The organism is Novilysobacter erysipheiresistens, from assembly GCF_036663935.1.
Taxonomy (GTDB): domain Bacteria; phylum Pseudomonadota; class Gammaproteobacteria; order Xanthomonadales; family Xanthomonadaceae; genus Novilysobacter; species Novilysobacter erysipheiresistens.
Genome location: NZ_JAXGFP010000003.1, coordinates 326,875 through 344,549, shown reverse-complemented (window position 1 = coordinate 344,549; position 17,675 = coordinate 326,875). Strand labels below are relative to the sequence as shown.

Here is a 17,675-nt window from a genome sequence, read left to right as displayed (position 1 = left end):
CCCGCCGAACCCTTGGGACGATGTACAGGTCGCGACTTACGTCGCTCCTACCGAAGCGGAAGCCCGGGCGTGATGCCCGGGTTTTTCTTTTGCGGGTCGGGGGGCTTTTGTAGGAGCGGCTTCAGCCGCGATCGGATGGTCGTCCGCCCGCGCCGACTCCAGATCGCGGCTGAAGCCGCTCCTACAACGGCGTGGGGGATTCGGTCTGGCGTTTCGCCGGGCCGAGCCGGAACTGCTGGCGCTCGCGCAGCCACGCTTCCGCCTCGCTTTCCGTCATCTGGTATTCGGGTGCGAGGTGCGGGCGAAGCAGTCGCATCCAGGCGCTGCCGGCGCGGTGCGCTTCGGCCGGGCAGCTCTTGGCGCGCGACTCGGGCAGGTCGCCGCGTTCGACGATGTCGGCGAAGCGCTCCGGGTCGGAGCCGTACAGCAGGCACTGCAGGTTGAAGTAGCGCTGCAGGTCGAGCGAGTGGCTGTCGGCGTAGGCCTCCAGCGAGAACTCGTCCTGCGCGTTCGACAGGAACGACAGCCCGGTCATGCGCAGGTTCTCGGCGACCCGTTGCGGCGACTCGTCGTCGCGGCCGATGTATTGCATCAGCGAGGTCGCGAACTGGTCGACCGCGTCTTCCTGGCGGCCGGTGACCGGCAGGTCGAGCAGATCGATCAGGGCGTGGCCGGTCTCGTGCGAGATGATGAAGCGCACATTGGCGAGCACGTAGCGCTCGGCGATACGCTCGGGCGGCAGGTTGCCGAAATCGAAGCCGGCGGCGCCGCTCTCGGCCAGGTGTTCGCCCTGCTCGTACAGCGCGTGCAGCATCTCGTAGCACAGCAGCACTTCGCGCTTGTCGGGCAGGTAGAAGGCGGCGGGTTCGCCGCAGGCGGTGGCGACGTAGGTGATTGGCGCCGGCAGCAGCAGCAGGCCGTCGAGCCATTTCACTTCAGGCAGCTTGCGCAGCAGGTCCTGCGCGCGCACGCGGTCGGCGGTGGCGGCCAGCGCGGGGTCGGCGGTGTCGAGGTAGCGATAGGCGAAGTTGACCGGTTCGATCTCCGGCTCGGCGACGGCCGGGGCGGCGGACGATGCGGCCGGTGCAACCGGCGCGGTCTCGACCGGTGCGGCATCGCGCGCGGACCATGCGGCGTGGCCGCAGGCGCCGACGACGGCGCCGCACGCGACCAGCAGCAGTCCGGTGAGAATCCTCGGCAACATCGGTGTCCCCCTCGTGCGCAGACCGGGCCATGGTAAGGCCCGGTCGCGCAGCGTGCCGCATCAGCCGCAACCGCCGGGATGGGGATCGGCCGGCAGCACCCCGGCGAACGCGGCGACCCCGCGCAGCGTGCGCCGCCAGCGCGGCGCGGCAGCAGCGCGGGTCGGCATCGAGCGGCGGGTCGCCGGTGTGGGGGCCGGGGCAGCGGCGGTCGGTCGGTCATCGGCATCCTCGGGGGCAACCCGGAAGCCATCGAGGAACAGCAGGCCCTTGTAGATGTTCATGGTTCGCTCCTGATTGGCAGGCGCCGTGCCTGTCTTTATTGAACACGGCACAGGCTAGGCGCATGATCGACGCCGAAAAAGCGACGTTTTCGCAAGCCTGACTTGAACTGGATTCAACCCAAGCCATCCGGAGTCGAACCCATGAGCCGCCCCCCGCTGAACACCCTGCTCGGCTTCGCCGCAGCCGCGCGCAACGGCAACCTGACCCGCGCCGCGGAGTCGATGCACCTCACCGTCAGCGCCCTGAGCCACCAGATCCGCGCGCTCGAGGAGCGGCTAGGCCGGCGCCTGTTCGACCGCGGCTCGCGCGGGGTCTGCCTGACCGCGGATGGCGAGCGGCTGCTGGCCGAGGTCGGCCCGCACCTGCAGGCACTGGAGCAGGCGCTTCGTCCGTTCGCGCCGCGTCGCGACGAGGTGCTGACGGTCAGCGTGATGCCGAGCATGGCGTCGGCATGGCTGGTACCGCGGCTGGGCCGGTTCCTCGCCGCCCACCCGCAGCTGGAACTCAACCTGTTGTCGTCGGAGCGGCTGATCGATTTCGAACGCGATCCCGATATCGACGCTGCGTTGCGGATGGGCGCCGGCAAATGGCCCGGGGTCCATGCCGAACATCTGCTCGACGAGTCTTTGGCCCCGGTCGCCAGCCCGGCGCTGATCGAGCGGCTCGGCCTGCCGCCGGACGAGCTGCATCGCTGGCCGCTGCTCGGCGAGCGCGGGCAAGCGCACTGGGCGCGCTGGTTCGGCGCGCATGGCGGCCGCGAACCGGAACGTTACGTCGCCCATCTCGACGACCTGGAGTCGCTGCATCGCGCCGCGGTCGACGGCATGGGGGTCGCGCTCGGACGGATGGTGCGCTCGCGGGTGCTGATCGAGAGCGGCCAGCTGGTGGTGCTCAGCCGGCGCCGCCTGCCGAGCGATTTCAACCATTACCTGGTGTACCCGCCGCGTTCGGCCGAGCACGCCGGCCTGCAGGCCTTCCGCGAGTGGCTGCACGCCGAGGTGCAGGCGCATCGCGGCGCGGCGGCGGACACCGACCAGGGCGACTGAACCGCGTCGCCGCCGTCGCTGCGGTACGCTGCGCCCTCGTTCCCGTGCCCCGGCCATACAAGGATCCGCCATGAACCGTGTGCTGCTCGCCGCCCTCTTGCCCGTCGCGCTCGCTGCCTGCAATGGCAACCCGCCCGAACCCGCCGCCACCGCCGACGCACCCGCGGCGACCGAGGCGCCGACCACCGCCGCCGCGGCCACCCCCGACGCCGCGTTGCAGGCCGCGATCGCCGGCGACTGGCGCGACCCGGCCAACGTCGCCCGCGACAAGTACCGCCATCCGGCCGAGACCCTGGCGTTCTTCGGCCTGCAGCCGCAGCAGACCGTGGTCGAGATCACCCCCGGCGGCGGCTGGTACGCCGAGATCCTCGCGCCGTACCTGCGCGACGGCGGCCACTATGTCGCCGCGGTGGTCGATCCCGCCGCGCTGCCCGAAGGCGGCGGCCGCGACTACCAGCAGCGCAGCCGCGACGGCCTGGACAAGAAGTTCAGCGCCGCGCCGGCGCAGTTCGACGCCGCCGAAGTGGTCGCCTACGATCCGGCCAAGCCGGTGTTCGGTGCGGCCGGCTCGGCCGACCTGGTGCTGACGTTCCGCAACGTCCACAACTGGCGCAGCGATGGCATCGCCCAGGAAATGTTCGACGGCTTCTTCGCGGTGCTCAAGCCCGGCGGCACCCTCGGCGTGGTCGAGCATCGCGCGATCGCCGACGTCGCCGCCGATGACGAGAGCGGCTACGTCGGCCAGGACCAGGTGGTTGCGCTGGCCGAGGCCGCCGGCTTCGTGCTGGAGGAAGCCAGCGAGATCAACGCCAACCCGCTCGACACCAAGGACCACCCCAACGGCGTGTGGACCCTGCCGCCGGGCAACAACCACGACGATGCCGACGACGCCAAGTACCAGGCGATCGGCGAAAGCGACCGGATGACGCTGCGGTTCCGCAAGCCGGAGTGATCCCTGGCAATGCGCCGTCCGATGGTCGGGCGGCGCAGGGCGCGACATTGCGACGTTCGACCTTGCTGATCGCCTTCAACAAACCCTTCGGCGTGCTGTGCCAGTTCACCGACCACAGCGATCCGCCGCGGCCGACGCTCGCCGGCTTCGATCTGCCGCCGGACGTGTACGCGGCCGGCAGGCTCGACCACGACAGCGAGGGCCTGCTGTTGCTGACCGACGACGGCGCGCTCGCCCACCGACTGACCGATCCGCGCCACAAGCAGCCCAAGACCTACTGGGTGCAGGTCGAGGGCGCGCCGCAGCCGGCGCAACTGCAGGCATTGCGCGACGGGGTCGAACTGCGCGATGGTCGCACCCGGCCGGCGCAGGCCGGGCTGATCGCGCCGCCGGCGTTGTGGCCACGCGATCCGCCGGTGCGCTTTCGCAAGACCGTGCCTGATGCGTGGCTGCAACTGGTGATCGGCGAAGGCCGCAACCGCCAGGTCCGGCGCATGACCGCCGCGGTCGGGCTGCCGACGTTGCGGCTCGTGCGGGTCGGGATCGGCGGACACCGGCTGGAGGGGCTCGCGCCGGGCCAGTGGCGCCGCTGCTGAATCGCGCGGATACGCGCCGGTTGTTCCACTTTGGTGAATTGTTCAGCCGGAACGGAACAATCTGCGGCGCGACCCTCGAAACCCCAGTCGATTCTGCTAACGTCATCGCGTTCAGCGTCGTCTACGCGACGTGACCGGCACCGGCCCGCTCGATCATGGAATCCCGATGACTTCAGCCGATACCGCCTTGGGCCAGATCCTGGTCGTCGACGACCAAAGCGCCAACCTGCGGGTGGTCAATTCGTTGCTGACGCGCGAAGGTTATTGCGTCATCACCGCCGCCAACGGCGACGAGGCGCTGGCGCGCTATGCCGAGTCGGTGCCGGACATGATCCTGCTCGACATGATGATGCCGGGGATGGACGGCTTCGAGGTGCTTGCCGCGCTGCGCGAGCAGGATCCGTCGTTGCAGGTGCCGGTGGTATTCGTCACCGCCGCGCATGACCGCGACCTGCTGCTGCGCGCGTTCGATGCCGGCGCGGTCGACTACGTGACCAAACCTTTCCTGCCGGAAGAACTGCTGGCCCGAGTCAACGCCCACATCGGTCTCAAGCTCACCCGCGACCGGCTCGAACGGGTTGCCCACGAACGCACGGAGCTGGTCAGCCTGGTCGCCCACGATCTCAAGAACCCGCTGTCGAGCGTTTTGTTCGCCAGCGACATCCTGATCCACGACGGCTGCAAGCCCGAACGCGTGCCGCGCTACCTGCAGATGATCCACGAGAGCGCCGACGACGCCCTGGGTTACATTCGTCACTATCTGGAAACCCGCGCCGGCACGACCAGCCAGCCGGGTGAACAGGCCTGCGCCAACCTCGGGGACACCTTGCGTTGGCTGGTGCAACGCTACGAAATCCAGTTGGAGGCCGTTGGCAGCCAGGTGCGGATGTCGGAGCCGCCGGCCGATGCCCATGTCGCGATTGACGAGCGGGTGTTGCGCCAGCTCGGCGAAAACCTTGTCACCAACGCGATGAAATACGCGCCGGGGACCGAATTGGAATTGGCCGGCCGTCCCGGCGCCAACGGCTTCTGGCAATTGATCGCCGCCGATCGCGGCCCCGGCATCGCCAAATCGCTGCAGCGCGAACTGTTCAAGCCATTCACCCGCCTGCAGCAACCCGAGGACGGGATTTCCAGCGGCCTCGGCTTGTCGTTGGCCAAACAGATTGTCGCCAACGCCGGTGGCCACCTTTGGTACGAGGACCGCGAGGGTGGCGGCGCCTGCTTCGTGATCGAGCTGCCGGAAGCGGCGGCGACCGCGGATTGCGAGCCGGGGCCGCAATCGGCCGCTTGCTGAGCCGGTCTAGTCGGAACGGATCTAGTCGGATCTGGGCGTCTTCGCCGCGCTGCGCTTGCGTGCGGTGCTCTTGCGTGCCGGCCGCTCGCGGCGCGCCTCGATGCGTTTTGCGCTGCCGTCGATCGGCGCCTCGCGGGCCTGCCGCGCCTTGCGCCGGGCGGCGTACCACAGCAGGCCGGCACCGGCGATCGTCGCGACCGCGACCGCGGGGTTGCGCCGCACGAACGCGCTTGCCACCCGTGCCCCGCCCTTGAGGGCGCCGAGCTTGGCGCCGGTTTCGAGCCAGCCGGCCGCGCCGCGCGGCACCGCGTGCCGGAGGCTGTCGCCGGCGCTGTTGGCCAGGTCGAGCGCGCGATCGGTGAAGGAATCAAATCTGCTCATCGGGAAATGCCTGCGAAGGGGATGCCGCTTCAGTGTCGGCAAGCGGTCGTTGAAACCGCGTGAGCCCACCGGCCACGCTCGACTCACAACTGAACGCCGCGGGCGTCGCGCCGTCAGGTACCGCGCGGCTTGGCCCGGTGGGTCGCCTTCGCGGTCCATGGATCGTCGGGCCACGGGTGCTTGGGGTAGCGGCCTTTCATCTCCTTGCGGACCTCCGGGTAGGTGCGTTCCCAGAAGCCGCGCAGGTCGCCGGTGACCTGCAGCGGGCGCCCGCCCGGCGACAGCAGGTGCAGCGTCAACGAGACCCGGCCGTCGACGATCCGCGGGGTGTCGGCCAGGCCGAACAGCTCCTGCAGCTTGACCGCGAGCACCGGTGCCAGTGGCGTGTCGGCGGCGGCGTCGAAGCCGTATTCGATCGGTCGCTCCAGCCCTGACGGCACCGCGATCCGGGTCGGCGCGAGCTGGTCGATGCGCTGCCGCGTCGGCCAGTCGAGGTCGCGCTTGAGCGCCTCGGCCAGTTCGGTTTCGGCCAGTGCGGCGAGCCGGGTCTTGCCGGTCAGCGCGGGTTGCAGCCAGGTCTGCAACGTCGCCAGCAGGTTTTCGTCGGACAGGTCCGGCAACGACAACTCGGGACACCACGCGCGCAGGCAGCGCACCCGCGCGCGCCATTGCCGCAACGACTCGCTCCACGGCAATGCGTCCAGCCCGAGCTGGCGCACCGCGTCGACCAGCGCCTCGGCGTAGCGGCCGCGGTCGGGATGGGCGAGCGGTTTGCGCTCGAGCACGATCTGGTCGAAACGGGTTTCGCGCACGGCGTGGATGCGCTGGCTGTCGGCGTCCCACAGCACCCGGTCGATGGTGATGAAACGCTGCGGCCAGTCGCGCTGCAGCCGCTGTGGGTCGAGTGGGACGGCGCGCAGGAGGGTGGCGTCGGCGCGCGCGCCGGTGGCGGCGCGCAACTCGCTGACCAGCAGCCACGGTTCGCCGAACACCGCGCTGTCGTCGAACAGACGCGCGCCGCGGCCGTTGGCGAGTTGGTAGCGATGCGGGTCGGCGGGGTGCTGACGGGCGATGCGGTCGGGATAGGCATGGGCGAGCAGGTCGCCGAGCCGGTGCGCGGCGATGGTCGATGGCGGCGGCGCATCGATGCGAAGGCGACGGCGCCATTGCCGCGCGGCCTGGTCGATCGCGGCGAGTGCCGCGCGCGAGGCATCCGCTGCGACCCGGCCGTTGCGGAATGCCACCAGCGCCTGCCAGCGTTCGGCCAGGGCATCGCTGCGCGAGCGCAGCGGATCGCGCGCTTCGACCAGCGCGGCGAGATCGCAGGCCAGCGCGCGTTCGGTCGTGTCGTCGGGTGCCAGCAGCATCGCGGCGAGGCGCGGATGGGTGCCGAGCGCGAGCATGCGGCGACCGAGTGGCGTGATGACCCCATCGTCGATTGCACCGAGCCGTTGCAGCAGTTCGCGCGCGGCCGCCATCGGGCCGGGTGGCGGCGGGTCGACGAAGCGCAGGTCGGGGTCGCCCCAGGCCGCGAGTTCGAGCGCGAGCCCGGCCAGTTCGACCTGGACGATCTCCGGCCGGCGCTGCGGTTCCAGCCGTTGCGACTGCGGCCATAGCCGGTAGGCCCACCCCTCGGCGACACGGCCGGCGCGACCGGCGCGCTGGTCGGCCGAGGCTTGGGCGATCGCGACTACGTCGAGCCGGCCGAAGCCGCTGTTGGGGTCGTAGCGCGGCTCGCGCGCCAGGCCGCTGTCGATCACCACGCGCACGCCGGGGAGGGTCACGCTGGACTCGGCGACATTGGTCGCGACCACGACGCGGCGACGGCCGTCGGGGTGCGGCTGCAGCACCAGCGATTGTTGTTCGACCGGCAGTTCGCCGTGCAGGGCGAGGATGTCGGCGTCGGCGGGCAACGTCGCCAGCGCCTGTTGCGCACGGGCGATCTCGCGCTGGCCCGGCAGGAACACCAGCACGTCGCCGGGATGCGCGGCAAGCGCGTGTTCGACCGCGCGCCGGACTTGGTGTTCGAGTTTTTCCTCGCGACGCGCCGGAAAGTGGCCGACTTCGACCGGGAAGCTGCACCCGGTGCTGCTCAGCCGCGGCGCGTCGAGGAACTGCGCCAGCCGTTCGCCGTCGAGCGTCGCAGACATCACCACGATCCGCAGGTCGTCGCGCAACGCGGCCTGCACGTCGAGCGCGAGCGCGAGGCCGAGGTCGGCGGCGAGATGGCGTTCGTGGAACTCGTCGAACACGATCGCGCCGACGCCCTCGAGAGTCGGATCGTCCTGCAGCATCCGGGTCAGGATGCCCTCGGTGACGACCTCGATCCGGGTCTGCGCCGACACCTGGTTGTCGAAGCGGATGCGGTAGCCGACGGTCTGTCCGACCGCTTCGCCGCGCTGGCGCGCCATGAACTGCGCCGCCGCCCGCGCGGCGACCCGGCGCGGTTCCAGCATCAGGATCCGGCGATCGGCAATCCACGGCGCATCGAGCAAGGCCGGCGGCACTTGGGTGGTCTTGCCAGCGCCGGGCGAGGCTTCGAGGACGAGCCGCGGGTGGATGGCGAGGCTGTCGCGGATCTGCGGCAGCAGAGCGTCGATGGGGAATGTCGGGCGATTCACCGGTGAAAGCATAGGTGACAGATGACGTCGGGCTCGCATTTGTCCGGCTGGACTTCCTTCGGTCGCAGGAGCGACGTGAGTCGCGACCTGTACATCGGCTCAGGGGGGGCAAGTGCGAAGGCGGGCTTCGGGCGGTCTGCGCGCTGCGGGAGACGGGCCGCGAGGGATTGCTGCAGCCCTTCGTCGGGGCAATCCTGCCCTGAGGCGGGCCGCGGGCCATCCATGGCCCGCTTTTCCGCAATTCCCCCGCACCCCGCCTCCCGCCTGGATAGTTTCGGCTCCGGTGAGTAGATGCTCTTGTAGGAGCGGCTTTAGCCGCGATCTGAAACCGCCCACTCGAGCCGACTCCAGATCGCGGCTAAAGCCGCTCCTACATAAAAGTCAAAGTCCGCTTAAATCCACGCGCCGACGCGGCGTCCTGTCGGGGTATTGCGGAGAGTGCGCCATGGATGGCGCACGGCGGTGAGTGCGGCCAGGGATGGCCGCCCGAACCGAGTAGCAATGCCCCGGCAGGTCGTCGCCCCGCCCGAAGCCGAGATCCAGCGCCGCTTTGCTGTTGCTGTTGCTGTTGCCGTCGCCACCCTCCCCTAAACTACCCCGATGGACTTGATCGACATCGGCGCCAACCTCACCCACGACTCCTTCGACCATGACCGCGACGCGGTGATGCAACGTGCGCGCGACGCCGGCGTGGTGCAGATGGTCGTGACCGGCGCCAGCCGCGAGCATTCGCCGCAGGCATTGAAGCTGGCGCAATCCCATCCTGGTGAACTTTTCGCCACTGCCGGCGTACACCCGCACCATGCGAGCGAGTACACCACCGAATGTGATGCCGAGATGCGTGCGCTGCACCAGCATCCCGAAGTCGTCGCCGTCGGTGAGTGCGGACTCGACTACTTCCGCGATTTCTCGCCGCGACCGGCGCAACGCCGCGCATTCGAGATGCAGCTGCAGATCGCCGCGGAAACGAACAAGCCGGTGTTCCTGCACCAGCGCGACGCCCATGCCGACTTCATGTCGGTGATGCGCGGGTTCGACGGCCGGCTCGGCCCGGCGGTGGTGCACTGCTTCACCGGCAGCCGCGACGAACTGTTCGACTACCTCGACCAGGATTGGCACGTCGGCATCACCGGCTGGCTGTGCGACGAGCGCCGCGGCCAGCACCTGCGCGAACTGGTGAGGAACATCCCGGCCAACCGCCTGATGATCGAGACCGACGCCCCCTACCTGCTGCCGCGCACGGTCAAGCCGGCGCCGAGCCACCGCCGCAACGAGCCGATGTACCTGGCCCATATCGTCGAGGAACTCGCGCGCGACCGCGGCGAGGAGGTCGCGGTGACGGCCGCCAACAGCACGGCCACCGCGCGCGCGTTCTTCGGTTTGTCCGGCTAGCCGGCGCCGGGACCTGTGGAGGGATCACCGGTCGTCTCGGCAATGATCCAGCCACCGGACGCCGAGTCGGTCGCCAGGTGCACCCAGATTTCGCGGTCGGCGCGGCGCAGCAGATAGGTCTGCACGGGGTTGTTGTAGATGTCGCCGTTGCCGTCGGAATACCGCACCGTGTAGCTGTCCTCGAGACTGTCCAGCACGTCTTGCGGGATCTTCGAATCGGTCACCTTGACGCCGCCGCGGTCCGTGTGGACCCCTCGAGGATAGACGACCATCAGGGTTGCCCGGGATGTCCCCCGGCTTCAGCTGCGCAACCCGACCCCGCGCTTGAGCAGCCACAGCGCCACCATCGTCAGCACGACCACGAAACCCAGCATCAGTGCGAACGCGATCCACACCGGCACGTCGCTCACGCCCAGCAACCCGTAGCGGAACGCGTTGACCATGTAGAAGATCGGGTTGGCGTGGGTCATCGCCTCGGCCCAGTCGGGCAGCAGCTTGACCGAATAGAACACGCCGCCCAGGTACGTCAGCGGAGTCAGGATGAAGGTCGGGACGATGGTGACGTCGTCGAATTTCTTCGCGTACACCGCGTTGATGAAGCCGGCCAGGGCGAAGATCACCGCGCCGAGGAACACCGTCGACAGCGTCACCAGCGGATGCGGCATGCGCACGTCGGTGAACAGCGAGGCGATCGCCAGCACGATCACGCCGACCGCCAGCCCGCGCGCGACCGCACCGGCGACGTAGCCGGCCAGGATCACCCAGTTCGGCATCGGGCTGACCAGCAGCTCCTCGACGTGGCGGCCGAACTTGGCGCCGAAGAACGACGAGGAGATGTTGCCGTAGCTGTTCTGGATGATGCTCATCATCACCAGTCCGGGGACGATGAAGTCCATGTACGAGATGCCGTCCATCTCGCCGATCCGCGAACCGATCAGGCCGCCGAAGATCAGGAAGTACAGGGTCATCGTGATCGCCGGCGGCACCAGGGTCTGGGCCCAGATGCGCAGGATGCGGTGGATCTCGCGGCGGGCGACGGTGCCCAGTGCAACGAGATTGGCTTGCGTGGGGTTCGGTTGGCTCATCGGGTTTGTTCCGGCGTCGTGTTGGCGACTTCGTCGGGGGCGGAATCGCCGGCGGCGACCATGCGCACGAACAGCTCCTCCAGCCGGTTGCTCTTGGTCCGCATCGAGCGCACCCGGATGCCGGCCTCGCCGAGCGCGGCGAACACCCGGTTGAGGTCCATCGCGCGCGGCATCTCGATGTCGAGGGTGTGGTCGTCGCGCGCGAGCACGGTGGTGCCGTCGATCTCGGGCAACACCGATGGCAGTGCGCCGTCGATGTCGAGCACGAAACCCTCGACGTCGAGCCGCGCCAGCAAGGTGCGCATCGGCCCGGCGGCAACGATCTGGCCGCGGTCGATGATCGCCAAGTTGCGGCACAGGTATTCGGCTTCTTCCAGATAGTGCGTGGTGAGGATGATGGTGGTGCCGGCGGCGTTGATCTCGCGCAGGGTCTCCCACATGCCGCGGCGGATCTCGATGTCGACGCCGGCCGTGGGCTCGTCGAGGATCAGCAGGCGCGGTCGGGTCATCATCGCCCGGGCGATCATCAGCCGGCGCTTCATGCCACCCGACAGGGTGCGGCTCATCATCCGCGCCTTGTCCCACAGCTGCGCGCGCTTGAGCTCCTGTTCGGCGCGGACCAGCGCCTCGTCACGGGCGATGCCGTAGAAGCCGGCGTAGTTGACCAGGATGTCGAGCGGCTGTTCGAACATGTTGAAGTTGATTTCCTGCGGCACCAGCCCGATCAGCCGCATAGCCGCGCTGCGGTCGGCCTGCAGGTCGGTGCCGTAGATCTTGACGGCGCCGGAGCTCAGGTTGACCAGCGAGCTGACGATGCCGATCAGGGTGCTCTTGCCGGCGCCGTTGGGACCGAGCAGGGCGAAGAAGTCGCCCTCGGCAACGTCCAGCGAGACGCCCTTGAGCGCCTCGACGCCGCGCTTGCCGGCGCCGACGTCGTAGGTCTTGCGCAGGTTCTGTACCGAAAGCGCCGGGACTGCCCGGTCCGGTGCGGCGACGGCGGTCGCCTGGATCTGGGTCATTGGTGTGCAACCTTGGTTGGTGCCGCGAGTGGCGGGCCGCGGCGGCGGCGTCGCGCGGGGAAGCGTCACGGCGATCCCGGTAGTATAGGCGGCTGCATTGGCGCGCTCCGGCGACGCTGTGTTTCAGCTCCCTTTCGTCGCTTTCCCAAGGTCTACCGCGCGTGGCAATCCAGCATTTCCCTCTCCGGCTCGTCTCCCGCCGCATGCTCGCGCCCAGCGTGGGCCACTACGTGTTCGTGCGCGACGACGGCCAACCGCTGGATTTCATCCCCGGCCAGTTCATCCAGGTCCACTTCCAGTACGCCGACAGCACCCCGACCAAGCGCTCGTATTCGCTGGCAACCATCCACGACCACGCGATGGGTCCGGGCGAGGCGGTCGAGATCGCGGTCAGCTACGTGCCCGGCGGCGCGGCGACGGCGCTGTTCGAAGGGCTCGACGACGGCGGCACGGTCGATGCCAGCGGGCCGTTCGGGCGCTTCTGCCTGATGCCGGCCGACGCCAACACGCGCTACCTGTTGATCGGCACCGGCACCGGGGTGACGCCGTACCGGGCGATGCTGCCGCAGCTCGAGGCGGCGATCGCCGAGCGCGGTATCCGGGTGGTGCTGCTGTTCGGCGCGCGCACTCCGGCCGAGCTGCTGTACGGCGACGAGTTCCGTGCATTCGCCGACAAGCACCCGGACAACTTCCGGTTCGTGCCGTGCTTCTCGCGCGAGCTGCCGGCGCCGGACTCCGACGTCGCCCATGCCGACGTGCGGCATGGCTACGTGCAGCAGTTCCTCGGCGAGTTCGCGCCGGATGCCGGGACCGACATCGCCTACCTGTGCGGCAATCCGAACATGGTCGACGCCTGCTTCGAGGCGCTCAAGGACGCGGGGCTGGAGATCAAGCAGATCCGCCGCGAGAAGTACGTCAGCAGCAAATAGCGCGGGCAACGCGACGCCCGCGGGCTATCGCGCCACGACGTTTGTCACGTTTTCCGCGCAACCCCCGTCTGTCATCCTGCAGGGCGATCCGCCCTACGGACCAGATGGGACTCATGCGCACCACCCGCATACTGCACACCGCCATTGCCACGGCGATCGCCGCGACCGCGCTGATCGGTTGCGATGCCGACGGCGCCAATGCTGCGACCGAGCCCGGCATCGACAGCACCCGTCACTTCGGCACCATCGCGTTCGAGCCGTGCTCGCTGGAAAGCGCCAGCGGCGGTCCCGCTACCGAAGCCCAGTGCGGCACGCTTGAGGTTGCCGAGAATCCCGCCGCGCCCGACGGCCGTCGGATCGCGCTCGACATCGCCTGGCTGCCGGCCAGCGATGCCGACGGCGACAGCGACGACCCGGTGTTCTTCCTCGCCGGCGGCCCCGGCCAGGCCGCGACCGAGCATGCGGCAGCGGTCGAGGCCACCCTCGCCGAGGTCGGCAAGCACCGCGACATCATCCTGGTCGACCAGCGCGGCACCGGCGGCTCCAACCCGCTCGACTGCCGCGATGCCAGCGGCAAGCCGATGGAGCTCGACCCGACCGCCGCGCCGGACGTCGCCCAGCTGGTCGCGTTCGCCCGCCAGTGCGCGGCCGGCCTCGAAGGCCGCGCCGACCCGCGCTTCTACACCACCACCGATGCGGTGCGCGACCTCGATGCGGTACGCGCCGCGCTCGGCGTCGACCAGATCAACCTGCTCGGTGTTTCGTACGGCACCCGCGTCGCCCAGCATTACGCCGCGACCTACCCGCAGCACACCCGCACCGTGGTGCTCGACGGCGTCGCGCCGAACTCGCTGGTGATCGGCGGAGAGTTCGCCACCACCCTGGAGGATGCGCTGGCACTGCAGTCGGCGCAGTGTCGCGAACTGCCGGCGTGCAGTGCGCGGTTCCCGACCGACATGCGCGCGCAGCTGCGCACGGTGATGGCATCGTTGGAGGCCGAGCCGGTCGCGGTCGACTACCGCGATTCGCGCACCGGCGAGCTGCGCCGCGACACCGTCACCGCCGATGCCGTCGGCAGCCTCGCCTTCATGTTCTCCTACGTGCCGCAGACCGCGTCGCTGCTGCCGCTGATGATCGACGAGGCCGCGCACGGCCGCTACGCGCCGCTGATGTCGCTGCTGCAGATGAGTGGCGAACAGATGCAGGGGCAGATGACGCCCGGCATGCAGTGGTCGGTGGTCTGCGCCGAGGATGCCGGTCGCTATCGCGCCGATCCCGGTGCCGGCGACACGATCGCCGGCGCCGAGCTGGCCGAGATGTTCTTCGCGCCGTGCGCGGCGTGGCCGCACGGGCGGGCGCCGGCCGGCTTCCATCAGCCGTTCGCCTCGGACCTGCCGGTGCTGCTGCTGTCGGGCGAGCTCGATCCGGTGACCCCGCCGCGCTACGGCGAGAAGGTCGTCGCCAACCTGCCCAACGGCCGCCACCTGGTGCTGGAAGGCCAGGGCCACAACGTCTCGGCGACCGGCTGCATGCCCGAGCTGCTCGGCCAGTTCATCGACAGCGCCGATGCCAAGGCGCTCGACACGCAGTGCCTGGAGTCGCTGCGTTACGTGCCGCCGTTCGTCCACTTCAACGGCTGGGCACCATGAGCACCAGTCGCGTTCCGACCTTTCCCTTCGATGCGGCCGAGGCGCCACGCGGTGCCGCGAGGATTTCCCGATGATTCGCGCAGACAACCTGCACAAGGCGTTCAAGACCAAGAGCGGCACGGTCAAGGCGGTCGACGGCGTCCATTTCGACGCCCCCGATGGCCAGATCACCGGCCTGCTCGGGCCCAACGGTGCCGGCAAGACCACCACCCTGCGCATGCTCTACACCTTGATGACGCCCGACGCCGGCAAGGTCGAAGTCGACGGCATCGATGCGGCAGTCGACCCGACCGCGGTGCGCCGCGCGCTCGGCGTGCTGCCGGACGCGCGCGGCGTCTACAAGCGCCTGACCGCGCGCGAGAACATCGCCTACTTCGGCGAGCTGCATGGCATGCCGGCCGAGTTGATCGCGCAACGCACCAAGGCGTTGTCTACCGCGCTCGACATGGACGAGATCCTCGACCGCCAGACCGAAGGGTTCAGCCAAGGCCAGCGCACCAAGACCGCGATCGCCCGCGCGTTGGTGCACGACCCGCGAAACGTGATCCTCGACGAACCGACCAATGGCCTCGACGTGATGACCACCCGGGCGATGCGCGGCTTCCTGCAGCAACTTCGCAACGAAGGCCGCTGCGTGATCTTCTCCAGCCACATCATGCAGGAGGTCGCGGCGCTGTGTGACCGCATTGTCATCATCGCCAAGGGCCAGGTGGTGGCCGCCGGCAGCGCCGACGAGCTGCGCGCGCGGTTCGGCGAATCCAATCTCGAAGACGCCTTCGTCAAGGCGATCGGCAGCGACGAGGGCCTGCACGCATGAGCGCGATCCATATCGATCCGGGCACGACCCGATCCGCCCGCCCTGCCCGCCGAACCTTCGCCACCGTTTGGACGGTGTTGCGCAAGGAGCTGCGCGACATCGTGCGCGACCGCCGCACGCTGCTGCTGACCGTGTTCCTCGGCCCGGTGCTGACCCCGCTGCTGATGCTCGGGCTGTTCACGCTGATGCAGAGCCGCACCGAGACCCAGCTCGAAGAGAAGCTCGAGGTGCCGGTGCTCGGCGCCGAGCACGCACCCAACCTGCTGGCGTTCCTGGCTGGCCAAGGCATCACCGTGACCGAGCCACCGGGCGACATCGACGCCGCGGTGCTGGATCAGGACGTCGACGTCGCGCTGGCGATCGATCCGCAGTTCGCCGAGGACTGGCGCGCGGGTCGGCCGGCGCGGGTCGAGGTGATCCACGACAGCACCCGGCGCAATGCGGAGATCCCGGTCAAGCGCTTGCGCGCGGCGCTGACGGCCTATCGCGAGCAAGTCGGCGCGTTGCGACTGTACGCCCGTGGCATCGACGCCTCGATCACCCGCCCGATCTCGCTCGGCAGCCGCGACCTCGCGACCCCGGAAGCCAAGGGCGGGATCGTCCTGAGCATGCTGCTGCCGTACCTGCTGATTTTCATCTCATTCATCGGCGGCATGGCGCTGATCCTTGACGCCACCGCCGGCGAGCGCGAACGGCAGTCGCTGGAACCGTTGCTGGCGACCCCGGCGTCGCGCGGCGCCCTGGTCAGCGGCAAGCTCGCCGCCGCCGGCGTGCTCGGCCTGTTGTCGGTACTGCTGACCCTGCTGGCATTGAAGGGCAGCGCGCAGCTGGCGAGCGGGATCGGCGAAATGCTCGACGTGCGCCTGGCGTCGGTCGGCAAGCTGCTGCTGATCCTGGTGCCGATGATCCTGATCGGCAACAGCCTGCTGACCCTGCTGGCCGCCTCGGCCAAGAGCCTGAAGGAGGCGCAGTCGCACATGAGCTGGGTGGTACTGCTGCCGATGCTGCCGTCGATGGTGCTGATGTTCACTCCGCTGAAGACCCAGCTGTGGCAGTTCGCGGTGCCGTTCCTGGCGCAGAACCAGATGATCCTGAAGGTCGTCCGCGGCGAGCCGATCGGGGCCGAGATCTGGGCGGTGTACCTGCTCGCCGGCTTCGGTCTGGCGGCGTTGCTGTGGTTCGCGGCGGTGCGCCTGTACCGGCAGGAGAAGCTGGCAATCGCCGGCTGATCGCCGGCCCACCCCGAAAACGAAGAAGCCCGGCTCGCGCCGGGCTTCTTTTTTCTACTCGTATCTTTCTGCCCGTCCGTCCCGGCTCCCCAGCCGGGACAGCGAAGACTCAACCGCCGAGGTTGAAGTCGATCGTGCGGCGGGTGGTGACCGGCGCCGAGATCGGCTGGAACCGCCAGCTCTGGACTGCTTCCAGCGCGGCGCGGTCGAACACCCGGCGCGGGTTGGAGCTCACCACTTCCGCGGCGATCACCGAACCATCGGTACCGACGGTGTACTCGACCAGCACCTCGCCCGACTGGCCGGCGCGCAGGGCATCACGGGGATACTGCGGCCCCGGCATCGACAGCGGCCGCAGGTCGGCGACGGTCGGCTTGCTCGCCGCCGCGGGGCGGGCCGCCGCGGCACGACGCTCGGCAGCCTGCTTCTCGGCAGCCTGCTGGCTCGCGAGTGCGGCTGCCGCCGCCTCTTCTTCTTCGGCCGCCTTTTCTTCGGCCTGGCGCTTGGCCAGTTCGCGAGCGGCCTGCTCCTGTTGGCGCTTCTGGTCGGCCAGGCGCTGGCGCTCGAGTTCGAGTTGGGCGGCGGCCTGCTCCTCGGCGGTCACTTCCAGTTCCGCGGCGCGGGCGACGGCGGCGGCTTGCTGGGTCTCGATGTTGCTCTTGAGCCGGGCCAGCGCGGGATGCTGCGGCGCGGCCTTTTCCAGCAGCGCGGAAAGACGCTGGGCTTCGGCGAAATCACCGCGACTGATGCTCTGCTCGGTGGCGATGACGGTCATCGGCAGCAGGTCGGTCAGCGCGCTCGAGACCGAGGCGTCGTCCGGCGACTTGTCGCGCAGCCCGAGGTAGTACTCGACCGCGTTGTCCTCGGCCGGCGCGTACAGGCGGTTGTCGCCGTAGGCCTTGCGGGCGGCGTCGCGCAGTTGCTCGACGGTCATCGCACTGACCTTGCCCGACACCGCGTCCTCGGGCGCGATGGCCGGCGCGGTGACCGCCGCCGCGGCGGCGGTGTCGACGGAAGCAGGCGCGGCGCCATCGGGCGCGGCCTGCTCGTTGTTGCACGCCGCCAGCACCAGGCCCATGGCCAGCACCAGCGACACTTTGGAAACAGCAGACAGCCGGCACGATTGCCGGACATGTGAATTGACGATCATGACGAACTCCCCTGAAGTGCGGCCT

The 17,675-nt window shown here is 69.4% G+C and carries 16 protein-coding genes and 1 pseudogene; 9 read left to right on the top strand and 8 right to left on the bottom strand.

The window, feature by feature from the left end; translation table 11 throughout:
- Nucleotides 1–181: 181 nt before the first annotated feature.
- Both SNE34_RS07605 and SNE34_RS07600 read right to left on the bottom strand, forming a co-directional pair.
- Nucleotides 182–1,204, bottom strand: a complete 1,023-nt coding sequence (locus SNE34_RS07605) for a DUF4344 domain-containing metallopeptidase (RefSeq protein ID WP_332616247.1) — start codon at nt 1,202–1,204, stop codon at nt 182–184.
- 60 nt (nt 1,205–1,264) lie between these two features.
- Nucleotides 1,265–1,486: a hypothetical protein gene (locus SNE34_RS07600; protein ID WP_332616245.1), complete on the bottom strand. Its 222-nt coding sequence runs from the start codon at nt 1,484–1,486 to the stop codon at nt 1,265–1,267.
- 141 nt (nt 1,487–1,627) lie between these two features.
- On the opposite strand from SNE34_RS07600, the pseudogene SNE34_RS07595 reads away from it, so the two are divergent.
- From SNE34_RS07595 to SNE34_RS07580, 4 genes and pseudogenes are all read left to right on the top strand, one after another.
- Nucleotides 1,628–2,564, top strand: a pseudogene (locus SNE34_RS07595) (LysR substrate-binding domain-containing protein); the annotation flags it as partial.
- A 39-nt stretch (nt 2,565–2,603) separates the two neighbouring features.
- Entirely contained in the window at nt 2,604–3,485 is an 882-nt protein-coding gene (locus tag SNE34_RS07590; protein ID WP_332616241.1) for a class I SAM-dependent methyltransferase, read from the top strand.
- 62 nt (nt 3,486–3,547) lie between these two features.
- Nucleotides 3,548–4,081 carry a pseudouridine synthase gene (locus SNE34_RS07585; protein WP_332616519.1) on the top strand — a complete coding sequence of 178 codons (534 nt, stop codon included), beginning with the start codon at nt 3,548–3,550 and terminating at the stop codon, nt 4,079–4,081.
- Nucleotides 4,082–4,247: 166 nt separating this feature from the next.
- On the top strand, nt 4,248–5,378 hold the full coding sequence (locus SNE34_RS07580) for a hybrid sensor histidine kinase/response regulator (RefSeq protein ID WP_332616239.1): 1,131 nt from the start codon (nt 4,248–4,250) through the stop codon (nt 5,376–5,378).
- A 21-nt stretch (nt 5,379–5,399) separates the two neighbouring features.
- On the opposite strand, the gene SNE34_RS07575 is transcribed toward SNE34_RS07580, so the two are convergent.
- Both SNE34_RS07575 and hrpB read right to left on the bottom strand, forming a co-directional pair.
- Entirely contained in the window at nt 5,400–5,759 is a 360-nt protein-coding gene (locus SNE34_RS07575; protein WP_332616238.1) for a hypothetical protein, read from the bottom strand.
- A 113-nt stretch (nt 5,760–5,872) separates the two neighbouring features.
- Entirely contained in the window at nt 5,873–8,380 is a 2,508-nt protein-coding gene (hrpB, locus tag SNE34_RS07570; RefSeq protein ID WP_332616236.1) for an ATP-dependent helicase HrpB, read from the bottom strand.
- A gap of 600 nt (nt 8,381–8,980) precedes the next feature.
- Between hrpB and SNE34_RS07565 the strand changes: the two genes are divergently transcribed.
- The gene (locus SNE34_RS07565; RefSeq protein WP_332616233.1) at nt 8,981–9,772 is read left to right on the top strand and encodes a TatD family hydrolase; all 792 of its coding nucleotides are present in this window, start codon (nt 8,981–8,983) and stop codon (nt 9,770–9,772) included.
- Here SNE34_RS07565 and SNE34_RS07560 read toward each other — a convergent pair.
- The 3 genes from SNE34_RS07560 to SNE34_RS07550 all read right to left on the bottom strand — a co-directional run bounded on the left by SNE34_RS07560 (nt 9,769) and on the right by SNE34_RS07550 (nt 11,876).
- A complete protein-coding gene (locus SNE34_RS07560; RefSeq protein ID WP_332616231.1) occupies nt 9,769–9,996 on the bottom strand; it encodes a hypothetical protein in 228 nt (75 codons plus the stop codon). The two genes, SNE34_RS07565 and SNE34_RS07560, sit on opposite strands and share 4 nt — an antisense overlap.
- Before the next feature lie 75 nt (nt 9,997–10,071).
- Nucleotides 10,072–10,857: an ABC transporter permease gene (locus SNE34_RS07555; RefSeq protein WP_332616228.1), complete on the bottom strand. Its 786-nt coding sequence runs from the start codon at nt 10,855–10,857 to the stop codon at nt 10,072–10,074.
- Nucleotides 10,854–11,876 carry an ABC transporter ATP-binding protein gene (locus tag SNE34_RS07550; protein ID WP_332616226.1) on the bottom strand — a complete coding sequence of 341 codons (1,023 nt, stop codon included), beginning with the start codon at nt 11,874–11,876 and terminating at the stop codon, nt 10,854–10,856. Before SNE34_RS07550 ends, SNE34_RS07555 begins: the two co-directional genes overlap by 4 nt.
- Before the next feature lie 116 nt (nt 11,877–11,992).
- Between SNE34_RS07550 and SNE34_RS07545 the strand changes: the two genes are divergently transcribed.
- The 4 genes from SNE34_RS07545 (at nt 11,993) to SNE34_RS07530 (ending at nt 16,500) form a co-directional block, all read left to right on the top strand.
- The gene (locus tag SNE34_RS07545) at nt 11,993–12,805 is read left to right on the top strand and encodes a ferredoxin--NADP reductase (protein WP_332616518.1); all 813 of its coding nucleotides are present in this window, start codon (nt 11,993–11,995) and stop codon (nt 12,803–12,805) included.
- Between the two features lie 113 nt (nt 12,806–12,918).
- Nucleotides 12,919–14,454, top strand: coding sequence for an alpha/beta hydrolase (locus SNE34_RS07540; RefSeq protein WP_332616224.1), 1,536 nt, complete (start codon nt 12,919–12,921; stop codon nt 14,452–14,454).
- A gap of 70 nt (nt 14,455–14,524) precedes the next feature.
- Nucleotides 14,525–15,271, top strand: coding sequence for an ABC transporter ATP-binding protein (locus tag SNE34_RS07535; RefSeq protein ID WP_332616222.1), 747 nt, complete (start codon nt 14,525–14,527; stop codon nt 15,269–15,271).
- Nucleotides 15,268–16,500 carry an ABC transporter permease gene (locus SNE34_RS07530; protein WP_332616220.1) on the top strand — a complete coding sequence of 411 codons (1,233 nt, stop codon included), beginning with the start codon at nt 15,268–15,270 and terminating at the stop codon, nt 16,498–16,500. Before SNE34_RS07535 ends, SNE34_RS07530 begins: the two co-directional genes overlap by 4 nt.
- A 109-nt stretch (nt 16,501–16,609) precedes the next feature.
- Here SNE34_RS07530 and SNE34_RS07525 read toward each other — a convergent pair whose 3' ends face one another.
- The gene (locus tag SNE34_RS07525) at nt 16,610–17,650 is read right to left on the bottom strand and encodes an energy transducer TonB (protein ID WP_332616218.1); all 1,041 of its coding nucleotides are present in this window, start codon (nt 17,648–17,650) and stop codon (nt 16,610–16,612) included.
- Nucleotides 17,651–17,675 lie beyond the last annotated feature (25 nt).